The organism is Halovibrio sp. HP20-59 (assembly GCF_033052795.2).
Classification (GTDB): Bacteria; Pseudomonadota; Gammaproteobacteria; order Pseudomonadales; family Halomonadaceae; genus Vreelandella.
The window spans coordinates 209414-236122 of the sequence record NZ_JAWJUW020000003.1 but is presented as its reverse complement, the minus strand read 5'-3'; the positions used below and the strand labels follow the sequence as shown (position 1 = coordinate 236122).

Genomic DNA, 26709 nt, shown 5'->3' with positions numbered 1-26709 from the left:
AGCCCTTTTGATGACAATGGAGAGTGGTACGCTCCGCAACCCGGTTTATGTTTATGCTTCTGGTTCCGTTGAACCGCTGGCGTTTTGCCGGCCCTTGGATTGCCTTGATTACCCTTGCGGCCATCTGGCTGGCAAGCGCACTGGGTGTTTTTCAGTTGCCCAATGCCTGGATGCACTGGCAGTTCCACCGCCTCAACCTGGGGGATAGACCCGTCCCTCAGGTTCTTTTGGTAGAGGCTGACTTTGAGCAGCGCCAGCAAGCAGAGTGGCTAGCGCTTGTCGAGCGCCTTGAGCAGTTCAATCCCGCCGGCATAGGCCTTCTTCACCAGCCTGCCGAACTCACTGACGCGCAGCTTGAGCAACTGGATGAGGCGGGTGTGGTGGTTGGCCAGACGGCGACCCAGGCCAATGGCGACAAACGGATTTTAACCCTTCCCCCGTCACAATCGCTCGATAGCTTGGGCATTCACCAGCCGCAGGTTATCGACGAGGGTGAGCGCTACCTCAGCACCGAGGCGGTAGTGGCAAGCCGCGCAGATAACAGCGCGGTTCCCGAAGATACTTTTTTGATCGATTTTCGCCCAGGGATGAACTATCTGCCGGTGGTTCAGGCTGAGCGGGTGCTGCGTGGCGACCTCACGCAGGACTTGGTCAGCGGCCGCGTGGTCCTGGTGGGGCGTAGCATCGACCCGACCAATCCGCCGCTGCTCACGCCTTTGCCGCAGGAAGCTAATGTGTCGCGACTGGTATACGCCGGCTATGTGGTGGATACCCTATTGCGGGACCAGCCGCTTAGCGGCACGACCTGGTGGCAGAACCTGCTGTTCTCCCTTGGTTTGCTGGGTGTCTCGGTGGTGCTCTATTTTCGTCTGGGCGTAAAGCGCTCGCTCGGGGTTTCGTTAGGGGGCGGCTTGCTCATGCTAATCGCGGGCTGGCTTTCGCTGCATCTTCTGGGGATTGTTCTTCCGGTTGTCGAGTTGATCGCTTTTCATCTGCTGCTCTGGTATTCGCTCTCCCGACGCGAGCAGCGGCGCGAGTCGGCGACGGTGCATAAGCTGCTACGGGCCAGCGGCAGTCGTCTGCATGATCGTTTGCTGCCCGCAGACTTCAATGCCAGCCAGGACCCCTGGGGGCAGATCATCCTGCTCACCACCCAAATCCTGAACCTCGACCGCGCCATCCTACTTGAGCGCCAGGGCAGCGCCAAACACCTTCGCGAGGTGAAGGCCTACGGCTGCTCCATCGAGGACATCGACGAGCGTCGGCGCGACTTCGAGCGCACGCCATACTCTACCGCGCTGGAAGAGGGCGGTCCCATCGTGCTTTCCAAGATCTTTTTGAAGCACCCGGCACCGGGCAGTCGGCAGTTTCTGGCGCCCTTGGAGTTCAATGGCCAGCTATTGGGCTTTTTGAGCGGCGAGATGGCCGAAGAAACCCTTGAAAATAATCCCCTCTTTCTCTCGCTGCTGCGGGATTTCAGCAGCCAGATCGGCGAGCTTCTCTATCAGCGCCAGCTATGGCAGGCTCGCCAACGCAGCGAGGCCAGCCCATGGAAGCGGTTGTTGCACCTCGACTCGGTGGAGTCCGAGTACGAATCCTTAAGCGAGGTATCGCAGCTTTTCGAGCGTCGGCTTGCGCTTCTGGAAAACGTCTTCAACTCGCTCCATACCAGTACTATCCTCTACGACCTCTTTGGTCAGGTGATGCAGGTCAATCGCAAAATGGAGGAGCTGGTGAGGCGCTCGGGGCTCTCCGTGTTTAGCATGACTGCCGCAGACGCCATCGCGACCCTTGGGAGTATGCCGCTTTCCACCGCACGAGAGCATCTCCAGCACATGGTGTTGACTGACGAGAGCTTGACGTTTGCGGCCAACTTGCCCGGCGTGAAGGGGGCCTTCTCGCTGAATGTGCGGCCCTTGAAGGGCGCAGAAGGGGAGGCAGCGAGCAGCGCCGCCACCCCTTTCCGGATACACGGCTTTCTGCTTGAGCTGGTGGATGTCACCCATCTGGTGCGCCTTGAGCGCTTAAAAGACGAGCTCGGCAACAAAATCAGCGCTGAGCTGCGCAATCAGCTGGAGGCGGCGCTTTTGGCCACCGAACTCGGCCGTCAGGAGGATGTGGCGGCGGCAGACAAGGCGGCTTTTGGCGAACTTGTCGAGCGCAAACTGCAGCAGATGTCGCGTACCTTGACCCGCTCCCAGGATATTCTCAACGCCGTCCAGGACATCAGCCGGCTGTCGGACTTTCCGGTCAACGTCACCGCGTTGGCGGAAGATCTGACCCGGCGCTGGGAGCCACGTCTTGCCACTCGCGAGCTCGCCTTCGAACTCGAAAGGCCCCCTTTCAACGCCTTTGTGCGGGTGGATGTGACCCAAATCGAGAACACCCTGGACGCCGTTGTTACCGTGCTCGCCGATGACGCAAGCCCCGGCGGCGTGATTCGCCTAAAGCTCGAGGAGCGGCACGAAGATAACGCCTTCTGGACCACCTTCATCTTCGATAACACCGGCTACGGCATGCCCGAAGAACGGCTGCAGTCCGCCATAAAGGGGGCGGCACGGGACACCACCCCTGCCATGCACCGGCTGAAACAGGCCGTTGACCAAGTAACCCTCTGGGGCGGTGAGTTGAGCGCAACGACCGCCATCGGCGAGGGCATACGATTTGAACTCCGACTACCGGGATTTTCCCTAGATGACCAACTCTCAGACAATCAGTAAACGCATTCTTCTGGTTGACGATGATGCCGACGTGGCCCAGCTGCTCGGCTTTGTGCTGCGCCGGGCCGGCTTTGAAGTCAGCCATGCACCCAACGTCAAGCAGGCCATGGAGGAAGTGACGACCAAGCGGCAGCCCGACCTCTTTATTCTGGATCTGTGGATGCCGGAACTCGACGGTGAGTACCTGCTGCGCTGGCTCAGAGGCGAACAGAAGATTGCAAGGCCCATTATGATGCTGACGGGCACAGTGCGTCCGGGGCTTGAAGAAGAACTCAAGGCCGCCGGCGCCGATGCCGTGGCGCACAAGCCCCTTGATATCCAGGCGCTCGAAGCTTTGGTGCGGGGACTTCTGGGCGAATGAATTGGGATCTGCTGCCTTTCCACATCTTTCCTGAGGGCAGTCTTGCCAGCTCTGTCATTACCACCGTTTGGGTGGGCGTGGCGGTGGTGGCTTTCTTCAATCTGCGTTTTGGTTGGAGCCTGGCCGGTCTGGTGGTGCCCGGCTATCTGGTGCCGTTATTACTGATCAAACCCTGGAGCGTGGCGGTTATCATCGGCGAGGGCATGGTCACCTATCTAGTGGTTCATGTTTTTTCGCTGCTTGGCGCACGCTATCTGGGCCTGGCCGATTTCTTCGGCCGCGACCGCTTTTTTGCTCTGGTGCTCACCAGCGTCATCGTCCGGGTGGTTTTTGATGCCTACTGGCTGCCGGGGCTCGGGGCCTTTCTTGATGCCAACGCCGGCCTGGAGTTTGACTACGCCAACAACCTGCACAGCTTCGGCCTGATTATCGTCGCGCTGATCGCCAACAACTTTTGGAAGCCAGGCATTGTGCGCGGCACCTTCTGGCTGCTGGTGACCTTGGCGGCGACTTTCGCGCTTGTGCGTTTTGGCCTGATGGAGCTGACTAACTTCTCGGTTTCCAACCTGAACTACCTCTACGAAGACGTGGCAAGCTCGATTCTGGCCAGCCCCAAGGCCTATATTATTCTGCTGACAACGGCCTTTATCGCCTCGCGCATGAATTTGCACTATGCCTGGGAATTTAACGGCATCCTGATTCCCTCGCTGTTGGCGCTGCAGTGGTACCAGCCGACCAAGCTTTTGCTCACCTTCGCCGAGGTGGCGGTTATCTTGACCGCGGCGCACCTGCTGCTCAAGCTGCCCTTTTTTGGCAACATCAACCTCTCTGGCGCTCGAAAGCTGTTCTTTTTCTTCAGCGTCGGCTTTGCCTACAAGCTTCTGCTCGGTTACGGCTTTCAGTTTTTCGCGCCCTGGATCAAGGTGACCGACTTCTTCGCCTTTGGTTATCTTATCTCGACGCTGCTTGCGCTCAAAATGCACGACAAAGACATCGGCATCCGCGTCACCCGCGCCACCCTGCAGACCTCGCTCACGGCCGTGGTGGTGGCCAGTTTTGTAGGCTTTTCCCTGAGCTTTATTCCCGCTCAGTTGATCGAGGAGGGCGCCGACACCCAGGCGCTGGTGACGCCACCGGAAACTCAGGCAACACTGGGTGATGTCCTGCTGCGCCAGCGGGTGGTGGATTACGGCGTAGTGGGGCGGGAGAATCTGCCGCAACCCAGCGGCGTCGAACTCGCCCGCTTTCAAGCGGCTCTTCTAGCGCTCAAGCGCTATCAAAGGGAAGGCGACGCTGCCGAGCTTGATCAGGCCCGGCGAGGGCTAAGTGAGCTCAATTACGCCCTTTCCCGAGTCGAGGAGCGCTACCTGGTTCTGAGCGAGGTCGGGGCGCCCCGGGGCTGGGGCACCTTTGTTATCGATACCCGCCCGGAAAGCCGGTTGGTGGTCGAGATACCCGCGGCCATCGACGAGCGAGGAATCACCGAGGCGGGCCTGGCGCTCTTTCGTGACCAGCAGGCCGCGGCCCTTGCCGTGAGCAGCGTGCGCCTGCGTGAAAGTACCGCGGGCACTATCGACGTGACGCGCAACCCCGGCAGCTTCTTTCATCAGTTTCATCAGGCCTTCGGCCCGGGCAACGCGCTTCAGGTGCGTCTGATCACCCGAATCGCGGCCCGTGCGCTGCTGGGTGGGCGTGCGCCTGAGACATCGAATCTACTCTCCCTGCCAAGCCAGCTACGGGTGAAACAGGCGCTGCCCGATGATCTAAAGTTACAGTCGCTGGAGCGGCTTTTGGGCGAGCTGACGCTGCGTTGGGAGGCGCCAGACATTCCCAACGTGCAGCGCGAGCGCACCCGCTCGGGATTTGCCGAGCTCTATCTCAATCCCGACTCCTTACGCCCGCTGCTTGCCCGCAGCCACCGCCAGGGAGCGTCGGCAACACCTATGGCGCGCCATGAGGGAGCGTTGAGCGACTACTTGCTGGAAAGGACCGCGATGATCCGCGAGGTGGGAAGGGAAGACTTTCGCCCGCCCAGTCTCGAGGAACTGCTGTTTCTTGACCTCGAAGTGCTGAGCCCGCTTCTTGAACTCGCTGTGAATGGTCCGCAAGGCCGATGGTCCGAAGACACGCTCAATGAGCTTCGCTACCTCAATGACCTCGCCCGGGGGCTTGGTTATCGCATTACTCGCTTTCATGACCGCACGCACGATCAGCACTATCTGATTCTGGAAAATACCCAAGACGCCACGCCTACCCAGCCCTGGGGTACCTTGGTGGTCGCCAGCGGTGGGGCTTCGTCCCAGCTTGTCCAGGTGCCGCGCCCGCGTTTTGAACGCAATACTCTGGAGGCCGGCACGCAGCTTTTTCAAACCCTCAAAGCGGGCGCGCTACTGATCGCGGGGAGTCATCCCTTTCTCGATCCGGCGGGGAACTCGGATGTATTGAGCCCACGCAATCAGCGTAGTGTGTTCAATCTGGTGCACCAGGTTTACGTGCGTGAAGCCGAAGGCGCGCCGCTGCTTGTCACCCAGGTGAGAGGCATGGGTGAACGGGAGAATGTCCAGGCGCCGAGCCTTCTGGCTTTCGCGGATGGCTTGCGCCCGGAAGCCGCGCCACTGCCGCTGCGCGAGCGGCTGCGCCGGTCATTGGAGAGCATGGGCCTTGCCCCCAAGGAGTTGCTTGGTGACGAATTGACCGCCGGTTATGAAGTGGGCAGCAATGCCCAGACGCGCTATCTGGCTGCCGCCCGCAACACGGATTTTGCCACCGTATGGATCGCGCCTTCGGTTCGGAGCGCCTTCGCGTTGCCCTCCGATGATCGTCAGCAGCAGGTGCAGTTCCAGGCGCTGGAAGTCGAGACGCTTGATGCCCCGCTTAAAGAGCAGGTCGCGCGCTATGGCTTGCCAAAGGCGCCTCTGCCGGAAGGCGCGGTATCGCTTCTCGAGCATTACGTAAAAACCGACGATATCGTGGCGCTGCGCATACTCCAGCACCGGGGGTATCGCCTTGCCCGTGCGCTGGATCCCGATTCCCGCCAGGCCTTTTTGCTAGTAGCGGAAGCCAATAAAGCCCGCTCGATCCTGGCCATCGCCAATCTGAACCCTCTGAGCCAGGCGGTCACTGAACTGGCGCCAAATAGCCCCTGGACAGGCGAGGTCGAGGACTTCATTGACCGCCGGAGCTTTCTACTGCGCGCGGGAGTCGAGCAATGAGACTACTAGGCCGCCTGCTGCTGCTTTTGCTGTTCGGTGTTGTGGCAGCATTTCTCTACCAGCCTCTGCGTTCGCTGTTTCAGGTGCCGCCGCCGGCGCCCGCCGTGGTCCAGCAGCTTGATCTGGACGCGCGCGCCTCGACGGTTTACTTCCTGCCCGAGCAAGAATGGCTAACCTTTCCCGTCATCAGTCAGGCCCCTCGGCTACGCGTGCTCACTCACGCGGGGGCCGGTTCGGAGGCTGAGCAAGACGTTCCGCTTCGCTATGTCCTTGAATACGAGCTCTTGGACGGTAATCGCGCCCCCCTGCATGAAGGGCGCTATACCCAGGAAACCCGCCTACCCCAGCCGCTTATCAAGGACGGCTTGCCGGTGCCGCGCAACCTCTATACTGACAGAGCGCTTACCGTGGCTGCCGGTCAATCCTTCAACGTGCAGCTGGAGGCGCTGCCCCAGACGGCTTATGTCCGCCTGCGCCTGAAGCCACTTGTACCGCCGCTCAAGAACGTCGCCGTGCGTGTCTACTACGAGGAGCGCATGAGCGAGCGGCAGGCCTCGGTTGCCTGGGAGCGGCTGAGCCAAGCCCAGAAAGAGCGGCTTTCCCAGGGAACTATCTACCCGCCGGAGCTGTTGACGCGCCAGGAGCGCCTGAATTTGTTGGAGCGCCAGTGGCAGCCGGTGGGGCCACTGGGTACCGATCCGGCTCAGGGGACGCTTTTCAGCATTCAGGGCGCCGATGCCTACATCGACCCGGACCTGATGCCCCGCTCGCCAGGGCTCTATGCCGGGCCAGATCGCCTCGGCGTGCTGCCCATTGAGGAAAGGGGGCGCTACCGCCTCCAATTCACGCCCCTTTTCGATGAAGGCCTGGAACCCGAACTCTCGCTGCGCCATGTCACCGAGCAGTTCGAGGCACCGCGTGAAGAGCGGGTAACCCTTTCCGGCGAACCGCTATCAAGCGAGCAAGTTCTTTCGCCGGGGCTCCTGGTGGTCACGCCGAATCAGCCCGGCATGCTCGATATCTGGCCGGTCGAGGAGCCCGAGCAGAGCGCGCTGCCTGAGCCACGCTTTCTGCGCGCTTGGGCTGTGCAGCCGGGGCTTGCCGCGGTATTTCAATTGCTGCCCGGCGAGGAGGTGGGCACCTCCTTGCGTCTGGACCTTCGCGCCCACGGCGGCGGCGAACCCCTGGCAGCAGCGAAGACGGTTGAGGCCGAGTACCGACTGCTGGACGCGCAAGGCGGAGTTGTCGATCGAGGAAAGCTCGAGGCCGATGTCGTGCCCTCAATGATCGACCGGGTGGCAGACACCCAGCCCGTGGCGAATCTTTCCGACCCGGCAAGTTTCTATGTGCGTTTGCCGACCGACGCGGTTCGCCTCGAGGTTACAAGCCGCCAGCACCTGCTCGCTAACGCCTATACCCGGCCCGACGATCTGCCGCACCGCACACGCGTACCGGTGGACTACTACGCTTGGCGGGGCGACGAGGCGGGCCAGCCGAGTTGGTTTATTCTGCAGCCACCCACGGCCCCGACAGCCAGCGTAACGTCATCGACAGAGCCGGCACCGGAGCCAAGCCGGGTGCTACACGTTCAGTCGCGCCCACCCGAGCGTAATCCTGAGCTTCTCGCCGGGCGCTACCAGTGGGAGGCCCTCGACCCTCAGCTCTCAGCGCGCGGCGCCCGTATCCTGGTGCCCGTGCGCGGTGAGGAGCGCCTGCGCCCGAGAGGGCTCCCGGCTTACTTCCAGCCGCTGGAGCAGGGCAGTCAGCGCGTGGAAATCGCCGCGCCTGGGGTGACGCGAAGCCTCGCGCCACAGCTCATTTATCTGCGCGAAGCGTCCACTCCTTTTAGTTTAACGCTGCGTATTGATGGCAGGACAGTGCGCCAAGAGCTAATCGGCAGGCGTGGTGAGATAGGCTTGCCGCCCATCTCCCCGGGTCAGCACGAGTTAGTACTCGATGCCAGTACCTCGGGTACCTGGCTGATGAACTACCGCTACCCGGATGAGTCGGGTTACCTTCGCCGCATGGCCTTCCGGCTCCAAGAGAAGGCGCTGCGCTATCCTGTCAATAAGCGCGAGGATGACCAGCTGGTCGGTGCGCGCTTTTACTCGCTGGGTGACGCTGGTGAGGCGAGCACGGTGCGGGTGCGCGTCACCCCCGAGGTGCTGAATCCAGGGCCGACGCAGGAGTGGACGCATCTTGAGCGACACTATCAGGTGACGCCTACCGCCGAGGAGGCCGGGGTTGGCTATGTGCTCGACCAGCAGCGTGAACGGCTTGCCCACGGCCAGCCAATTCTGATCGATTTGGGCAGCGACCTTCCCGACGGCCCCGTAGAAGTGGAGTTTTCGCTGCAGAGCGGGGCGCCGGGCTATATCGTTTTCCATGAAGTGCTGCCGGGCGAGTACGAGCGAACGCGCAGTTTTCGCGAGGAGGGTGAATGAAAAGAGTCAATGTAATGAAAAAAACCTTACTCATGGCGGCAGCAACGCTGATGGTTCCCGGCACGCTAACGCTGGCCTCAACCAAGGCGAGCCTTGAGACACTGCTTGAGGAGGCGCGCAGCGCAGAGTACGTTGTGCCCCCCGCGAACAGCATTCTCCAAGCGCAGGAGGGCTTCCGGCAGTGGCTTGCTGCAGATAACCGCCGCGAAGGGGCCCGTGACTTTAAGGCGTTGGGCTACGAGGCGGTGTCCCTTTCGGAGTCGGACATCGTTGCTTTGACCGAAGAGGAAGAAGCGCGTCTTGGGCGGGGTCTTTTCGTCGCGCGTTTGGAAGGGGGCGCGCCACTGCTGATTCAGGCCCCGCATCAGTACTTTGATCTGCGTACCGGCACGCTCGCGCGCCAGCTTTTCACCGAAAGCGATGCCATGGCCGCGGCCTGGAACACCACGCATCGCTATCAAAGCGATGACACAGACCTGGTGCACATTGCCGACAGCTACCTGCACGCCTTGAGCCGCGCCTTTGCCGATGTGCATCCAGAAGGGCGAATACTCCAGCTGCACGGCTACAGCCGCGCTAAGCGCGAAAGCCGCGCCGGGCGTGAGGCCCAAGCCATCTTAAGCGACGGCAGCAGTTACCCACCTAAGGCGTTGGCGCAATTAACGGCGTGCTTATCCGAGCGTCTCGACATCCGCGCGCTACTCTACCCAAGCGATGTTCGCGAGCTTGGCGCCACCACCAATACGTTGGCGACCGACTTGCGCCGCCGCGACTTTGATGGCTTTGTACATCTGGAGCTTGACGCCGATCTGCGTAAGCGTCTGGTCAACGACGCGGATGCCCGAAACACCCTCATCCAGTGCGTGACGGAGACTGCCCCATGAGATGGTTTGTCGTGATCCTGGCTGCAGCGCTGCCTCTGAGTGCGGCCGGTGAAAACCAGCCCAATGGTTACCCTTACGCATCAGACCCCCTGGCCGAGCGCGAACGTGCCCATCAGGCGCCCCGGTTGATTTGGGAGCAAGCCGAGCGGCTGGATCGCACAAACGACAGTCGAGTAAGACTCAATGCCGGTGACACAGCCACCTTCGCGCTGGCCGCGCAGGGGCATCTGCGCCTGCAGCTGGACGACGACCAAGCGCCGCCCCTGTTATGGCTCTCCCGCGACGGTGAGCTCTGGTGGCAGGCGCCTTGGACGCCCAGCAGCGAGGGGGATGAGTGGCTGCATGTGAAGGACAAGCCATTGCCTCTATTGGCACGCCTGGAGGCTGAGTCGGCGCTTCGTGGCCGGCTTTTTGTCGCCGAACTCGACCCCGTGGATGCGCCGGGTACCTATCAGGAAGCCCACGCGGCGCAAGCGTTTGAGCATGTCCAGCTGATTGATGATGATGGCGAGCGGCGTGACGTTCAGCGCCTGGAACAGGATGACGTGATCGCGCTGGAGTTGGAAGGCCCCCGGGTACTCGCCGTGGCCAGCCGGCCGGCCGACGTTGCAGAACAGCAGCAGTACTCGCTGAGCTGGCGCCTGAATGGAGGGTCCTGGCGGCGGCTCAGCGTTGAGCGTACTCAATTTAGCACCCTCTACCAAGAGGCAGGCGCCTCCCGGTTTCACGGCGGCATGGACCGCCGCTATATGGCGATTCCCGAGGGGAAGCACCGGCTAGAACTTAGGGCCTCGTTGCCACTTTTTGTCCGCGTCGAGCAGGCTGAGGCGGACTACTTTCTCGATTTCAACGAGCCCGAGCCGACGACGGCCGAGCTGACCCAAGGGCTTATCGACCAGCCTCTGCACACCGATGGCAGAACACTGGAAGAACTGGAAGCGCTTAGCCAGTCAAATCACCTCGATGGCGCCGCCGACATTGCCCTGGGCTTTCTTGAACAAAGCCCTCTTGCACAAGAGGCACCCCTATTCCCTGGCGCCCGGCCCCATACTGTGAGCCAAGCCCTTGCCGGGGGGATCGAGCGCGGCCAACGCTTCTTTCGTAACCTCTTCCCCGATGCTGGCGTTCATGCGGCGAGTGCGCCCCTTGCCATGAATATGGCCTGGTTTGCCACCACCAGCCCGCTGAACCTTGAGATTGATGAGCATTACTACCTGGGGGAGGGCGTGCTTGAACGGCTGGGTCGTGGCCTTTTTGTCGAGTTGAACCAGGAACCGTTGCGTTACCCCTTGCCTGAGCGGGCCGGGCCTTCCCGGCTGCGCCTTTCCGTGGCACGGTTGGCGCCCCAAGATGCCGAGCTTTGGGTGCAGTACGACGATGCACCGGCTCAGCGTCTTAGGGTCTCGGCGCCTGCCCAGGGCGCTTCAATCCCCAAGCCTGAGGATTCTGTTCTTTCACAGCGAAAAGCGCCGGGGCAGGCATTGGTGCACCCCACTCTGGGCGGTGACTTTACTGCAAACCGGGAGCCTGGCCACTACTGGCCGGTGGCCAGCGTCGAGCTCCCCCTGCCAGCTGATATTGATGCGGTGCGTGTCTGGAGTGACGCGCCGCTTTCCGTCGCGCTTCAGTACCGAGCAAGTCAGCCGTTTGATGCTGGCGAGAGTGCTTACCGTGCGCTGCTGGAGCAGGCGCCCAGCGGCGGGGTTGCCCGCCTGCACCGAGCGCTTGAAACGGCACCGAAACCGGCATCAAGGCCACTTCCCCTAGACCCGACGTCTGAGCAGGCCCTGGAGAATCAGTGGTACCCGATGCTGCGCTACCTTCATGCCGCTCAGGCGGCTTATTTGGATGACCTGAAGTCGGAAGGCCCGACCCCGACCGTTAGCCATCTCAATGAGCGCCTGAAAAAAGCCCGAGCGGAGGCAGAGCGCAAGGACTGGATCGGCGTGCTGGAAGCGCTTGGCCGAGCCGGCTACGGGCAGCACCCGGAGGCTTATCGGCTATCGCAGCAGGCCCTTGAAAAACTTGGCGAGCACTATCTGGCCCATCGCCAGCGTTTGGCCTCGGCGGTATTTGCGCGTGATGCCGTCACAAGGCGCCTGGCGACCGAAGATATGTTGACGGAGTACGCCAAGACCCAGAGCTGGGGCAGTCAGGTGCGTCTGCTGGCCGCGCGTTTTCTGCGCGAAGGCGATAAAGCGCTTCTCGATCCCTTGGGTGAGGCGCTGCATCGCGCTGGGGACCCCCTTTGGGCAACTCAGCTAGGTTGGTTGCTCGCCCTTGAAGGGGCCACCCCTAACTGGCTGCCGGAGGCGGCCGAGGCGGCGGGCTGGCAAGCGAGCGCGGACAGCGTCGAGCAAGCTGCTTTAAAGCAGGCGCTGCGTCGGGGCGATCTCGCCGCCCGCGAGGGCGATACCGCTCGGGCCATGGCGCATTGGCAAAAAGCGGGGGAGACAGGCCGCGCCCGGAGAGAGCGAATGCGCGCGGGTGAATCCATCGCTCGTGCCCTTGAAAGCCCGAATCTAGCGCAGCGCCTGGCCGGTGTTGAGCGCTGGCTTGACTGGTCGATGTCGCCAGCGCAGGCCTTCGATTGGGTTTCGCTGGGCAGTCGCCTAGAGCGCGCTCGCGGCTTCTCGACGCTGTTCAGCGAGGTCACGCAAAAGCCCCTTGCGCTGCCACACGCAAGCCACGATGCACCGGTAGAAGTCGAGGTGGTAGGGCCAGCCGTGTTGCGCGTGCAGCTACGTCGGGTCGCGCCGGATACCCGCGAGGCGGGGGAACTCGACTGGCTTTCCGCCGAGCTTATTGATATCGCGGGCAAGACCACCACGCTCAGGGCGCCGATTCTCAGCCGCGCGGAAAACCCTTACCTACAGGCAATCCATCAAGGCACCTCGATTGCCACTGGCGACGACACCTTGGTGGCGGTGCCCCCCGGCCTTCACAGCGTTCGTATCAGACCCCAACAACACGACTACCTGACCCAGCTGTGGCAGTGGCAGCCGGTTCACCCCTGGGCGGTATTGCCGCCGGTGACGCCCCTGGCCTTGAGGGACCTGCTGCACGCGTCTCACGGCAGAGGCGACTTTCTTTCCAGGCCGGTACCTGACTACTTTCAGGTGCGCAACGGCGAGCTTGAGCCGCTGGCGGTCATGCCCTCGGCGCAGCTTTATAGTCGCGAGCTTGCCGACTTGGATGCTGTCAGCCTCAAAAGTACGCTTGATGCCCTCGACTTTCCTGATCAGGCTGACATCCAAGAAGGGACGGGCGGGCCGGAAAACTGGCCGCAAGGTAGCCATGCCGTTCAGGTCGATAACATCGCGACGAGTGCCGGCGTGCCCGCGTCACCTGCACACGCCCACGCCCTCGCCGTAGCACTGCTCTGGCAGCTTGAGCAGAACCCTGGCTCAAGAGATTCGGTGAGTACTCGCCTGGCGCAGCTGGCCGAGGTGCATTCCGAGGTGCCGACCATTCGCGCGCTTGCCGATAGGCTGCTTCAAGGGTATCGCTGGGAGCGCATCAGCAGCAGCTTCGAGAGTGCTGGGGTGCGCCAGCTGCCTTTGCAAGAATCGATGCATTCGCCTTTCAGGCGCGTGCGCCAGGCCTTGATGACTGAGCTGTCTGCCGAGGTGATGCTCTTGAGTGGCAGAGGCACCGAAGGCGTGGAGCTCTTCACGTCCGACCCCTTAACGATCGAATTGCGCCTAGCTCAGCGCGCTCTGCCCCACGAGACGCGTATTCCCGCCGAGGTGATGATTCAGCTTGATGAGCAGGCTCCGCAGCGGTTACGTCTCTCGGAAAGAGAGACCATCGAGCGCATTCGCCTGGCGCCGGGCGAGCACGCCTTGCGGCTGTGGCTTGAAGACCCCCGGCAGCAGCAGTTCGTTACCGTCCGGCTTACCCGTGCTGGGAGCGGGGCGCCGCTGCTGGAAGACGAAACGCGCACCTACCACATCGCCGCACCCGGCCAACCGGCAAGTTTTTACGTCAAAGGACCTGCCTGGGTGCGTGTGGATGAGTGGCCGCCGCGCAATGGTTCGGCTTCCTATCGCTTCGTGGCACCGGGCTGGCAGACCCTGACCTTCGAGGCGGGAGGTGACGAGGATCGCTATTTTCGGCTGCATGCGTTGCGTCCATCGCCCGATGCTGAGTCGCCGCTTGAGCCGGGCGTGATCAAGGCAAGTCTAGCCATTCCCGCTCGGGGGCCCTCGCCGCCGCCGGAACCGGCGGAGCCGGTCGCCTGGAAGCTGGAGGATCACCACTTGCCCGGTGCCGGGCTGGAGAGCTGGGGCGGCTACCTGAGCTTTGTTGAGCGTATCGACGGTACCGAAGATGATGTAACGCCGATCCAAGGAACAAGCGCTATCGAGACAGGCGTCAGTTACCGCTTTCGTCAATCCGATAGGCGGCTTTTCAGCCGCAGCGACCTGCTCCTGCGCCAGCTTGAGAGCAGCCACGAGATAGTAGGCGCCAAGCAGTGGGTAGATTTCTACCCCGACGAGAGCGAATGGCAGCTCGGTTTTTTCGGCGAGGCCTACCTTCAGCCCGGCCGGGTGGATGGCATTGATGGCGACAATCACTGGTCGGCGCGGCTGCAGGGAAGCGTCGAGCGGACCTACCGCCTGACGCCGCGGCTGCGGCACGAGCCGAGTATGACCTTGAACCAGCGCTGGTTGAGTTTGGATTCGGTACCCCTAGCCGATTTGCGGGACATAGACCCCGATGTGTACTCGCCCTACAAGGACGATCACCAGCGAAGTCTGGTGCTTTCCGACCACCTTACCTGGTCGCCCCATCTGGATCAGCGAGTCTATCTCGAGGGGGCGCTGGTGAGTAATGAATCGCTCAACCCCTTTGATCCCGATTATGGGGAAGTCTCCACGGCGGCCAGACAGCTGTTCGGTTCCGTTGCCGGAGAAGTGGGCTTGCGTTGGCGGCGTTATTTCAATGACGATGACCGGGGTAGTAGCATCGATCATAAGCGGGTCTTTGTGGGCGCCAACCTGCTGCGCTTTGACAGCGGTGCTAATGCCCTGACCCTGCGTGCGGAGGGCGACTACGATATTGACCGTAGCGACGCCGGCTTCCGGCTGAGAATCGGCTTTGAAGCCAACGCGGGCCGCCTGAGCCCGGCCAGGCGCCCAGATGAACTTGATTTTCTGCCCCTGCGCCGCGCCCAGCAGCGAGCGCGTGTTGACACCAACCGTCTGGATCCGGTTTACCCATGAAGCTTAACGCCAATGTGCAACTTGACGATGTGTTGACCGAAGGCCTCTCCGCGCCTTGGCAACGGGTGAGCCGGCGCCAGATTGCCGCCATCTTGGCCTTTTTGCACAAAAGTGGGCGTCGCCTGCCCAAGGATGACCTCGACGCCCGCTATCGGGTGCTGCTGGATACGCTGCTGGACTGGATCGAGGTGCAGCGCCGTGACATCGCGCGCCTGCATGCCAACCACCACGAGTTCACGGCGCGCCTCGCCAGCGCCCGGTCGGAAGATGAGATTCGTGGGCATGTGCTCGACTATGCACGCACTCTGGGGGCAGGGCGGCGGCAACTGCTGGGGGATCGCCAGGCCTTCGGGCGCTGGTTCGGGCCCGATGCGGTCAGCGAGCGCTATCAAAAGCAGTTCGCCGATTGCGAACGCCACCTCAGCTTCAGCCTGGAGCGGCTGGGGGTGCTGGGCGCGCGCTATATGGGCGCGGAGAGCGTCACGCCGGAGGAGGGCATTCAGCGCTGGCGCCAGCTTAATCTTGAAGGGAGCATTGGCGAGCTGCTGGCCTACGAGGGGGATCTGCGCGTTCGCTTGGCTGCTTTTCATGGTCTGGCCCGCGTTGCTCGCGCCCTGCCACCGGAAGGTCGGGGGCGTTATCTGGGCGACAGTACCCTGACCTACAGCTACAGGCTTTCCATGGACCCCCGCCAGCCTGTGTGGCTCCAGACCGAGGCGCTGTCGCTTCTGAGCGTGCTGGGTTATCCCGCGGTGGTGGACATCATCGAGCGCCGCCTGACTCGCCTTGTCGAGGGCGACGATTTCTTCGTGCGCCAGCATGCGGTGCAGGTGCTGGGTGATCATGGCGATGACGCGAGATTGGAGAGTCTGCTCAATAACGCTTTGCATGACCCAAGCCCCACGGTACGCCAGGCGCTGATCGACCTTCTTATCAAGCGGCGCCCGACGTCGCTTGAGCAGCACCTGTCGACGCTTGCCCTGGAGGATGGCGCTAGAGAAGTGCGTGGCTATGCCGTTCATGGCCTGATTCGGCTGGTAGAAAACGACGCCTGTTTTGTTGATTTCAGTCGCGAGCTTGCCGAGCGCGGCGCTCAGCATGAAAGCCAGCCCATCATTCTACGGCTTTATTGCCACATCATGCCGGCCATCGCCGCCGTCTTGCTAGAGAAGGGCGAGGAAGCAGCGCTTGAAAGGTGGGCAGAAACCGGTTTTGCGCTTCTCACCAGGCTACATACCCAGGCAGACGATCTGCGCGTGAGACGTTGGGCGGCCCAGGCGCGCGAAACCCTCTGGTGCATGGCCGATCCCGAGGCGCGCGATTTGCACGAGAAACTTCGAACCCGGCTTCAGAAAGCGCCGATGCATAAGCGTCACAGTCTAAAAGTGCCCGCGGAAGCGGACGATGACCGGCTCGGCCGCGTTTTAAGTGCGCTCACCCAAGACGACTTCGGTCTCGATGCCAGTCGCGCATCAGGCAAACTCGTGTTTCGGCGCTGGGAGCGCTTTCGCTTTCGGCTCTGGCGGGCCTGGTATGAGCTGATGCACTCCTCGCCGGACAAGCGCCAGGCGGGCCATCACACTATCGGGCGGGTCTATTACGGTCTCTTTCAAGTGCCCTCGGCGCGGATGGCGGAGCTCAGCCCCACCAAGGTACCCGGCGAGCCCTTGCATATGAGCGACGAGGATGGCTGGCGGCCCTATCTGCCGCTGGTGGATCAGGTGATCTCCAGCCTCGATCAATCCTGGCCGACCCGGCCGATGAAGCTCTATACCAGCGAAGGCGTCACCGAAATCACCCCGCCCGCAGGGCTTATCGCCCGACTGCGCACGCGGTTGAAGCTTACTTTCCGCTTTGCCCACTACGCCCGGTTGCGCAACTGGTCGGCTGACAGCGGCGGGTCGGCGAACGGCTATATGACGGCGCTTCAGTCGCTGGGCTTTACGGTCAGTTTTCGCACGCACACTGATCCAGATGCCAAGCCTTTGCCCGAAGATCCAGCGGTGCGGCGCTTCTTTCCCGTGCTCGCCTTTCCGCCATTGCTGGTGGGTTGGTGGCAGGATTACACCGGCTACTTTGTATCGGTTTATCAGAACACCCTGCGCCAACTGAGCTTCTTTCTGGCTGGCATGCTGGCACTGTTTGTCGGGCGGCATGTCTATGTCAACCTGACCACCCGTCGCGCTCGCAATAAGCTGCCGCTGGTGATCGGCGGCTGGGGTACGCGGGGCAAGTCGGGCACCGAACGCCTCAAGGCCGCGCTTTTTAATGGGATGGGCTTTCACGTGATCTCCAAGACCACGGGCTGCGAGGCGATGTTTCTACATGGCTATAGCCATCGCGACCTTCAGGAGATGTTCCTGTTCCGACCCTACGACAAGGCCACCATCTGGGAGCAGGCGGACCTGGTGAAGTTGTCTAAAAAGCTTGATGCGGATGTGTTTCTTTGGGAGTGCATGGGGCTTACGCCGTCTTATGTGCGTATTCTTCAGAAGCAGTGGATGCGCGACGACATCTCCACCATCACCAATACCTACCCCGACCACGAGGATATTCAGGGCCCGGCGGGCATCAATATCCCCATTGTCATGACCGAGTTCATCCCCAAAAACTCGACGCTGATCACCAGCGAAGCGGAAATGCTGCCGATTCTGCAGCAGGCCTCCCAGAAGCTTGGTACCGAGTGCCATAGCGTCAGTTGGATCGAGTCCGAACTTTTGCCCGGCGATACCTTGTCGCGCTTCCCTTACGAAGAGCATCCCACCAATATCGCGCTGACACTTCGCATGGCCGACGAGTTCGATATTCCCCACCTCTTCGCGCTCAAGGCCATGGCCGATCACGTGATTCTTGATCTCGGCGTGCTCAAGGTCTATCCCTTGGCTCATGCCCGGGGGCGCTGGTTGCAGTTCACCAACGGCATGTCCGCCAACGAGCGCCTGGGGGCCCTTGGCAACTGGAATCGTCTGGGCTTCGATAAGCAGGATCCGGAAGCCGAGCCCGGTATCTGGATCTCGACGGTGATCAACAACCGCGCCGATCGGGTCGCGCGTTCAAGGGTGTTCGCCGACATCCTGGTCAACGACATCAGCGCCGATCGTCACTTTCTCATCGGCAACAATCTTGAAGGCCTGATGGGCTATATCGAGGAGTCCTGGCAGGTGCGCCGCGAGGAAACCACGCTCTGGCCGCGCTCTCAGGAAAATCCCGACCCCTCGGTGGAGTGGCACCGACTGGCCCGTCAGATGCGGGTTTGTGTCACCGAAGAGGCTGTGCTCGGCAGACTCTCGGCCATGCTTGAGGGGCTGGGGGTGGAACACGACCATCTGGCTCTGTTGAAACACCTCGCCGACCCTGGTGACTATCTGAAAACGCTCGCCCAGGAAGGCAATCAAGAGAAAACAGTCCTTTCCCGCCATCTCGAGACGATACGTGCCCAGCATCAGGCTTACTATCGGGAGTGGCAGGCATTTCGTGAGCTTGATGAGCGGATCGCCAAGCACCCGGCACCGTCTGATTCACTCGACGAGCACGCGCGCGAATTGCTCTGGACCTGGTTTCGGTCGCGCATTGAGGTTGTACGCTCGCCCTTCGTGACCGGTGAGCAGCTGGTCAACCTGATCTGCGATCAGACTCCGCCTGGCTACACCAACCGGATACTCGGCATGCAGAATATCAAGGGGCCGGGTCTTGACTGGGTCTACCGCTGGCAGGCCTGGGACAAGATCCATGCCGCTGGGGAGATGATCCTGAACGGCAATCGCGGTGAAGCCACCCGGGGCCTGCAGTTTCTGACGAGTTTCCAGGAGTACGGCCTGCTTTCAGCCGAGTACATGCAGGAGCTACTGGGCCGTGCATGGGAGCTGCCAGTGGCCCAGAGCGAGAGCTTTCAGGCGGAGTTGCGCTTGATTGCCGCCAATCTCGAGGCCAAAAACAAGCCCGAGGAAGCGGAGGAAGACCATTCGCCCAGCGATCCGACGGGTGGGCTCTGGATGATGCTCGTGAGTTGGGTAGAGAAGTTTCTCGACGTGGGGGACGCCGTGCGACGCCGGCGCAAGGCCGACCAGATCTATCGCGACATGGTGAGTCAGCGCATCAGCACGGCTCGCGCCGCCGACGAGCTTCAGTACCTGACCAAACGCCAGAAGGGCGGCTGGTTGGTTAGGCGCTGACGTTCAGGAGAAGGTATTCTTCGTCGTTATTGGGTTCAGAAGTGGTCGTTTTAATTCTTAAAAATCTATTTATATTTTGATTTTATAACGAACGGCCTCCGAAGCCGAGGGCCGCAGGTTCAAATCCTGCCGGGCGTACCAAACGGTTAAAAGGGGCCTTCGAGAAAACTCAGGCCCCTTTTTTGTGTCTGTGACCTCAGCCGATATCAATTCACTTAGGCGCCATCATTTTTGCGTATATTTATTTTTCTACATATAAAAATAATTTTTACTCGTAATTGACAATATCATGAACTAAATAAGCAATGTCAGCCGCGTGATTCCACATTGGTTCTACGCAGGCTCTTCTTCCGCTAACGACCACATTTTTTGACCTGATACATATGGCTGTCAGCACGGCTCAACAAGGTGTCGGCGTCCTCTCCGTCGACGGGGTAGCAGGCTACCCCGATGCTGCAGGATGGCATTCTGAGCTCGCCGAATTCAGCGCCTAGTGGCTCGTTCATGACCATAAGTATCTGCTCCACCTTTTCCGCAACGCCAGTCGCCGACTTGATGTCTGTTAGCAGAACCGTAAATTCATCACCGCCCATGCGAGCCACCGTATCCGTCTCGCGTACACAGCCTTCCAACCGTCTGGCTACCGTGCAAAGTACCCGGTCACCCACCGCATGACCATGAACATCATTGATGGCTTTGAAGTCATTAATATCCAGAAACAGCAACGCCAGGCTGTTCTGGTGGCGATGGGCCGCACCCAGGCCCGAAACCAGCCGATCATAGAATAGCGCTCGATTGGTCAGTTTGGTCAGAGGGTCATGGTGGGCGAGGTAGCGTAACTTCTCTTCGGTCTGTGTAAGAGCTGTAACGTTTCGCGCAACACCGATCCGTACGCCTTCTTCCTCGTACCAGCGGGCAGACCACAATATGTGCACGATACCGCCGTCTTTACGGATATAGCGGTTGCGGAAATCGATATGAGGCTTACCGGCCATAATACTGACAATGGAGTCCCGCGAGGCCGCTAAATCGTCAGGATGCATATAGTCAGTGATCAGAGTGCCGATCAATTCGTTGGGAAGGTAACCGAGCAGCGACTCGCAGGCATTACTCACAAAGACAATATGGTTGTCTTTATCGACCACGAAAACGGCGTCCAACATCAGATGAATCAGTTTGGGGTAAAGCGCTTGCAGGTCAACGGCCATAGGCTGGAGTAATCCGGTTAGCATCACTCGACTACTGTAGTGCAATCGTTCAGAGGGCGATAAATAATTCTGCAAACGTTGGGAGAAAGCTGCCTACAACCTGCTGGCCAGAGGCCTAGCAGATGGCTAGTCGATCACTTTGCTACTTTATCGAGCCTAACACAAACGGCTGAGATGGTTGAGACGGTCTAGCAATGAGAACGTTTTGCTCAGTGCAACCGTCAGGATTAGCGTATTCCTACGGGGTTATTGCCTAATCCTACAAAAAGCCCGCTCCTGGGACATGGCTTGTCTGATCCTGTATATACTGTGTACACGTTTTTGGAGGTCAGTCATGAATAACGTCACCCACCCTAATTTCAAGCTCGATTCTGCTCAATTACCTGCCGCACCCATGTGCCGACAACTTGCTGACCTGGTGTCGGCTAGAATGAGCAAAGAAGGCCTGTACGAAACAGAAATTCCAGGGTTGAACCTGTGTCGAGTGGATGCTCCTACCAGTTGTATGTCGACAGTCTACGAACCCTCAATTTGCGTCATCGCCCAAGGGAGCGAGACTGTCCAGTTAGGGGACCGGGAAATCGTCTATGGCGCTCTCAGCTATATGGTTTCCAGCGTCGACCTGCCGGTTAACAAGCTTGTGTTAGACCCCACGCCGGAGAATCCTTTCCTCGCAGTCAAACTCAATATTGACCCCACCGATGTCGCCGAAATGGTGCTGCAGTTAGGCGATGCTACTCACGCTAGCGAAACCATTGACTCGCCTTATTCAGCTTGCGGTCTATGTGTTGCCCAGGTCGATCTGGGGATTCTGGATGCGATGACCCGCTTAGTTCGGTTACTCGACTCACCCGACGATGCCCGCTTTCTGGCGCCGCTGATTCAGCGCGAAATCATTTACCGTGTACTGGTTGGTGAGATGGGTTCGCGGATGCGCGAGTTTGTCTCCGTTGACAGCCATTCAAACCGCATTTTCCAGGTGATTTCGGTCCTTAAGGACCGCTTTGCTGAACCACTGCGGGTGCGGGAGCTGGCGGAAGACGTGAACATGAGCGAATCGGCGCTGTATCACAGCTTCAAGCAGGTCACGTGTATGTCGCCGTTGCAATTCCAGAAGAAGCTGCGGCTGCACGAAGCGCGCTTATTGATGTTGCGAGAGGGACTTGAGGCCGCCACGGCCAGCTATCGGGTTGGTTATGAAAGCCCCTCACAGTTCAGCCGTGAATACAGCCGCATGTTTGGCGCATCGCCGCGGGCGGATGTGAGTAAGTTGCGTGCCGAAACACGCATGAGCGTTCCAGTTTCAGCCTAGGCGGTATGCTCAGGCAAATAGTTAGTGTCAGCGGTATCTCTGTAGGTTGTTCCTGTACGCGAACGGGCCACCCGATTGGGTGGCCCGTAATGGTTGCGCCGCTTTAGTGGCTATGCCGGCGCTATATACAGCTCAGGTTTTAACCGCGTGTACCTGTTGTCGGGTTGCCAGCACCGAGACCAACATGTGCGGACTGGTCAGTCTGTTGAGAAGTGATTTGGCGACCTTCTTTTACCTCAACGCGATCACGATGAATTCCTTCCCGTGTGCCGCCTAGTGCCGGGCTGCCAGCCTCGAAAGTAGTGCGGTAGGAATGGTCTTCTTGATAGCGTGCGGCTTGGCCATCTAGCGACTCAGTTTGGTAAGTATAATTGCCTTCGGTTGTGCCGCCAACGTCGACCAGGGCTTGGTCTGTGTCTGCAGCGGTGGCTTGGGCGGTCATGGCCAGTACTAGGGCGCTGGCGGTAATGGTTTGCGTAATAATAGTGGCGTACTTCATGGAATTAATTCCTCTCGTTAAATGACATAGCCGCGCAATCTGGGAAGTTCGGTCTATGTGCCCGTTCGCGTTGTTCCAATGGAATATGTCGCGATGGGCGCCCAGTTGGCGGCATGTTGTGGCCGTTAAGACCGTGAGAGAAATGATAGAGGGGTATGCGTACGACCAATAGACGTATTTCTCGCTGAAGATTGCCTATTCCTGTAAATTTAGTGCTCTCATGTGTTTATTCGAGATATCTTCCTATTTTAAATAGTTTGCATAGATCATTGTGATAGCGAAGGGTTATAAATGTCGAGCTTTCATCTCCGCTGTACGCCATAGCGAAGCCGGATTTTCCACAGCACTCAGTTAGCACTGCACAAAGAGCGCAATGCTGGGAAAGACCGGTCACTACGGACGACTTGTTAACCATGTTCCAGGCTTCGGCGGGTATTGCGGGTGATCGTTACCTCCGCCTGGATCCCTCGTGTAGGCGTTAAATGCTGAACGCTTACTTAAAATTCCTCCCATTCCAACGCGGCTGCTTTGGCGCTAGTCAGCTTTCGGTTGGTTGGCTGAGCCTGCTTGGAAGCGACCATTGGCGTAATGCTAGATGCAAGTTGACCGGTGGGCAGGCTGCTACGAAGTTCTCCATCCGCCAGTTTGAAGGTAGCTACCGCTGATTCAAGGTGGGCTGCTTGCTCTTCAAGGGAAGCGGCTGCTGTAGCCGCTTCCTGAACAAGCGCGGCGTTCTGCTGAGTGACTTCATCCATCTGGGCGACAGCTTGATTAACCTGCTCAATCCCATCACTTTGTTCTGCAGAAGCCGCAGAAATTTCATCCATGATATCGGCAACACGCTTCACTGAGGCCATGATCTCATTCATGGTCTGACCGGCTCCTTCTACTAAATTTGAGCCCTGTCGAACCTGGTCTGCTGATGTCACTATCAATGTCCGAATCTCCTTGGCGGCCTCCGCGCTGCGGCTTGCCAGATTGCGTACTTCAGACGCTACAACCGCGAAACCGCGCCCTTGCTCACCCGCCCGAGCAGCCTCAACAGAGGCATTAAGCGCCAGTATGTTGGTCTGAAAGGCAATCGAGTCGATCACGCCAATGATGTCGCTAATTTTCTTAGAGCTTTCCGCTATGCCATGCATTGTCACAACAACTTGGTCCACGGCGTCACCACCGCGTGCTGCCGTGGCAGAGGCATCCCCTGCGAGCGTGCTTCCTTGCCGCGCATTGTCTGAGTTTTGTTTCACCGTTGCAGTGAGCTGTTCCATGCTGGCAGCCGTTTCTTGCAGAGACGCTGCCTGCTGTTCAGTGCGCGAGGAAAGGTCTGCGTTACCACCGGAAATTTCTCGCGCACCGATATGAATTGAGCCGCTGCTATCGCGCACTGTTGAGACGGTTTGATAAAGCCCCGACTGCATATGCTGCATGGCAGCAAATAGTTGGCCAATTTCATTCCGCCCGCGCTCAGCGATTTTATGTGATAAGTCACCTTTGGCAATGCGCTCAAAATGTTGCACGGCTTCATAAAGGGGGTGAATGACAACCCGCATCATGCCTGTGCGAACCACGATGATACTGAGAACAACGAAGAGCAGCGCAGTTAGCCCCACATAACTAGACATTGCCATGGTTGCTCGGTAGTGGCTCATCAATGCCTGACCACGTGTGCTGGCATAGTCGATAAAGGCTTCATTTGCCTGCATATAGGCCAAGTTCAGTTGGTCACCCTCGCGTTTGGCTGCCCGAAAAGCGCTTTCATTATTGCGCGTCAGTGCGGCGTATTGGGGTTCCAATCCTATCGCCACTAATTGTGTGAAAGCGGCTTCAACCGCATCTGCATAAGGCTCTCCTTGCGCCGACTTCGGTATTGCCGCGAAGGCGTCAAAACGCTGTTGAGCTATCTGCAGCGTTTGGTTTGCTTTTGCTAGATGGGCTTTTGCCAGTGCTGCATCACCTTCGCTCAAGGCATCGAGATGATTGAGAAAAAACAGTTGAGTGTCCGCAACATTAACTTGCGCACGGTTAAGCATGCCCAACTGCTGAACATTAATGCGATTAAGCTCATCTATAGAACGAGCACCCAGTGAACTGGAGTGGTAACCCAGCGCAGCGACAAGGATGATCAGGACCGCGAATAAACCCAGAACAACCGTTAAGCCTGTCTTAACAGTTATATTTTTCAATACGTTAGTCATTGTTATATTCTCGAATAGAGGGCGGTCAATCTTAAGTTTAGTCAGCAATAAAGAAGGGTTGCGCTATTACAAGCATGCTTGATGCAAGTTTTAGGTAAGCGAGAAAAGTATCGGCATTGGCAGAGTAATGTTTAGGAGTTTAAGGTAATAATTTTAATCTTTTGATTATAATAAGTATTTTTCTTAACCATTCTAGATAGTGGCAGGGCGAGTTATTTTAAATAAACCGGTCGCTTAGTTTTATCGGCCCAATGATGAGTTAGGAAATTTTTTTAATGATAGGCGTTAAAGCTCAAAAAGTGGCTATTAAAGACTTTGTTATCAAAGCGTTAATGGTAAATAGCTAAGAGATTGAGTTCTAAGAAATTGAGTTTTCGTTGTGGCGGCTTGCATCATTGTTTTGTGTTGGAAATGCTAGATTGGCAGGCTACCACCCGTTTCCAAAGGATGGCCCATTCGCTAATAAACGATCATAAGAGCGTCGAGCATCTACCCGAGCGACTTTTGCTCCATCAGCAATTGGCGCCAGCGGGGTTCGGGTACCGGGCGGCTATAGTAATACCCCTGACCTTTGCTGCACCCCAACTGCTGGACTATCGCTATCTGGCTCGTTAACTCCAACCCTTCGGCGACGACATCCGCCCCAATCGCTTCAGCGATGACGATCACTGCCTTGACGATGGCCTGGGGGTCGGGGCTGTCATCTAACTGGCTGATAAAGCTTTTGTCGATTTTGATTTCGTCGAAAAAGTAGTCCTTTAAATGCCCCAGTGACGAATAGCCGGTGCCGAAGTCATCCAGCGACAGGCGAACGCCCATCGCTCTTAAGGCTTCCAGGTCATGCTGCAAAGCTTGGCTGTGTTGCTCGAAGACGCTCTCAGTAATTTCAAGCGTCAGCAATTCTGGGGCAATGCTGTAATCTGACAGCGCTTTGTGGACGCTGTTTGGCATGGAACCGAGCTGGAATTGGATCAAAGATAAATTAATGGATACCGGGGTGACGGGGATGCCCGCGTTATGCCAGGCTCTTAAATCGCGACAAGCTTGGCGTATCACCCAGTCACCTATTGGGCCAATCAGCTGACTTTGTTCCGCCAGTGGGATGAACTGATCCGGTGGAATAAAGCCAGCCTGGGGATGCTGCCAGCGAAGCAGGGCTTCTGTTGAGACAATGCGGCCGCTCGCCAGATCAACCTGGGGTTGGTAGAAAAGCGCCATCTGGTTGGCGGCAAGGGCGTGGCGGAGCTTCATGGTGATGTCCACGTTCTTGCGGATTTGGTGCTCAAGGGTTTTGGTGTATTGGGTCCAGGTCAATGTCGGATTATGCTGGCTTATATGCATGGCCAAGGTGGCGTCGTTCATCAGCTTTCGGGCATCGCTTGCCTTGGACCGAATACGTGTATAGCCGAAGGAGGCCTCGACATGGAAGGCAAATCCTCTGATTTTAAACGGCACATCAAAAACAGCTGCCATACACGCGTGCAACTGGCGCCGCGTGCGCTGGCTCTCGTGCGTCGCCAGCACGGTGAACTCGCCGCCCCCGGTACGCGCAATTAAACCGTTCTCACCGAACTCCGCCGTCAAACGCTGAGCGACCTCTTGCAAGACCTCATCCCCGATGTCGTGGCTCTGGGTATTATTGATTTCCCTCAACGCCTTGATGTCAACCACCACCACTGGGCTGGCTGGGTGTAGCGTTTTTTCTCTGAGCTGCTTGTCCAGGCGCCAAGCGAAGCCTTCCAAGGTTAGAAGGCCGGTCAGCCGGTCCTTGTAAGCGGCATGTTCAACGTCATTCTCAGCGCGTTTCAGCGCGGTGACCTCCTGAGAAGCGCCAATCCACTCGACGAGTTGGTGATCGTCATCGAGCACCGGCGTAATGCGATCGATAAACCATCGAGGAGAGGAGTTTTTTGAGGCCGGCAACTGATAGATCACTTCAAACGACGTTATGTTGCTGAGGGCTTCGGCCCAGCCGTCGCGAAATGCTTTCGCCGCCTGCGGCGTCAGCGCACTGTGAATCGTCGCCATATCTGGCGGGCCGTTCTCAGGTGACAGACCGGCTATCTCCAGCCATTGCTCGGGCACTTCTATGAGCTTACCTTGAGCATCCATCAGCCAGATATAGCTGGCCTGCGCTTGAACCAGGCTTCGGAAGCGCCGTTTTTCCTGGGCCAAAGCGTTGCACATTATTTGCAAACCGCCTCTAGCGCCTCTAAGAGCTCAATGAAGAGGTCATTGTAGTCTGGCGTGTGTAACATTTTTAAAATACCTTAGGGGAGTGGCATCGCTGGGGGCTGCAGCTCGATTATTGGTTATTGGGCAACGCTACGGTAACGCCCGTTTGAGCTAGGGGGAAGACGCCGACAGGCCTCGCTTTTTTGAAGAAGTCTACGTATCAAGAACCCTCTAGCATACAGCGAAGAAAAGGCATTTCAGTTGTTTTTAGCTTTTTTATCTATGTGGGTGGGCGGCTA

Annotated in this window: 12 protein-coding genes; 8 read left to right on the top strand and 4 right to left on the bottom strand. The window is 58.8% G+C overall.

Annotated elements, in window-relative coordinates; all coding sequences use genetic code 11:
- Positions 1–53: 53 nt before the first annotated feature.
- From RZA33_RS05160 to RZA33_RS05130, 7 genes are read left to right on the top strand one after another with little or no spacing between them, the layout of a single operon-like run.
- On the top strand, positions 54–2720 hold the full coding sequence (locus RZA33_RS05160) for a CHASE2 domain-containing protein (RefSeq protein ID WP_317506784.1): 2667 nt from the start codon (positions 54–56) through the stop codon (positions 2718–2720).
- A complete protein-coding gene (locus RZA33_RS05155) occupies positions 2695–3081 on the top strand; it encodes a response regulator transcription factor (protein ID WP_317506783.1) in 387 nt (128 codons plus the stop codon). The genes RZA33_RS05160 and RZA33_RS05155 overlap by 26 nt, the downstream gene beginning before the upstream one ends.
- On the top strand, positions 3078–6293 hold the full coding sequence (locus RZA33_RS05150; RefSeq protein ID WP_317506782.1) for a poly-gamma-glutamate biosynthesis protein PgsC/CapC: 3216 nt from the start codon (positions 3078–3080) through the stop codon (positions 6291–6293). The genes RZA33_RS05155 and RZA33_RS05150 overlap by 4 nt, the downstream gene beginning before the upstream one ends.
- Positions 6290–8737 (top strand): hypothetical protein, encoded by a 2448-nt coding sequence (locus RZA33_RS05145; RefSeq protein WP_317506781.1) that lies wholly within the window; start codon positions 6290–6292, stop codon positions 8735–8737. The genes RZA33_RS05150 and RZA33_RS05145 overlap by 4 nt, the downstream gene beginning before the upstream one ends.
- 14 nt (positions 8738–8751) lie before the next feature.
- On the top strand, positions 8752–9621 hold the full coding sequence (locus RZA33_RS05140) for a hypothetical protein (RefSeq protein WP_322976193.1): 870 nt from the start codon (positions 8752–8754) through the stop codon (positions 9619–9621).
- The gene (locus tag RZA33_RS05135; RefSeq protein ID WP_317506779.1) at positions 9618–14849 is read left to right on the top strand and encodes a hypothetical protein; all 5232 of its coding nucleotides are present in this window, start codon (positions 9618–9620) and stop codon (positions 14847–14849) included. Before RZA33_RS05140 ends, RZA33_RS05135 begins: the two co-directional genes overlap by 4 nt.
- Entirely contained in the window at positions 14846–19021 is a 4176-nt protein-coding gene (locus RZA33_RS05130; protein ID WP_317506778.1) for a HEAT repeat domain-containing protein, read from the top strand. The genes RZA33_RS05135 and RZA33_RS05130 overlap by 4 nt, the downstream gene beginning before the upstream one ends.
- Positions 19022–19374: 353 nt before the next feature.
- On the opposite strand, the gene RZA33_RS05125 is transcribed toward RZA33_RS05130, so the two are convergent.
- On the bottom strand, positions 19375–20253 hold the full coding sequence (locus RZA33_RS05125; protein ID WP_322976192.1) for a sensor domain-containing diguanylate cyclase: 879 nt from the start codon (positions 20251–20253) through the stop codon (positions 19375–19377).
- A gap of 310 nt (positions 20254–20563) precedes the next feature.
- Between RZA33_RS05125 and RZA33_RS05120 the strand changes: the two genes are divergently transcribed.
- Positions 20564–21541, top strand: a complete 978-nt coding sequence (locus tag RZA33_RS05120; protein WP_317506776.1) for an AraC family transcriptional regulator — start codon at positions 20564–20566, stop codon at positions 21539–21541.
- A gap of 139 nt (positions 21542–21680) precedes the next feature.
- Here the strand turns inward: RZA33_RS05120 and RZA33_RS05115 are convergent, their stop codons facing one another.
- The 3 genes from RZA33_RS05115 to RZA33_RS05105 all read right to left on the bottom strand — a co-directional run bounded on the left by RZA33_RS05115 (position 21681) and on the right by RZA33_RS05105 (position 26422).
- A complete protein-coding gene (locus RZA33_RS05115; RefSeq protein ID WP_317506775.1) occupies positions 21681–22040 on the bottom strand; it encodes a hypothetical protein in 360 nt (119 codons plus the stop codon).
- 497 nt (positions 22041–22537) lie between these two features.
- Positions 22538–24223 (bottom strand): methyl-accepting chemotaxis protein, encoded by a 1686-nt coding sequence (locus RZA33_RS05110; RefSeq protein ID WP_317506774.1) that lies wholly within the window; start codon positions 24221–24223, stop codon positions 22538–22540.
- 501 nt (positions 24224–24724) lie between these two features.
- Positions 24725–26422: a putative bifunctional diguanylate cyclase/phosphodiesterase gene (locus tag RZA33_RS05105; protein WP_317506773.1), complete on the bottom strand. Its 1698-nt coding sequence runs from the start codon at positions 26420–26422 to the stop codon at positions 24725–24727.
- Between the last annotated feature and the right edge of the window lie 287 nt (positions 26423–26709).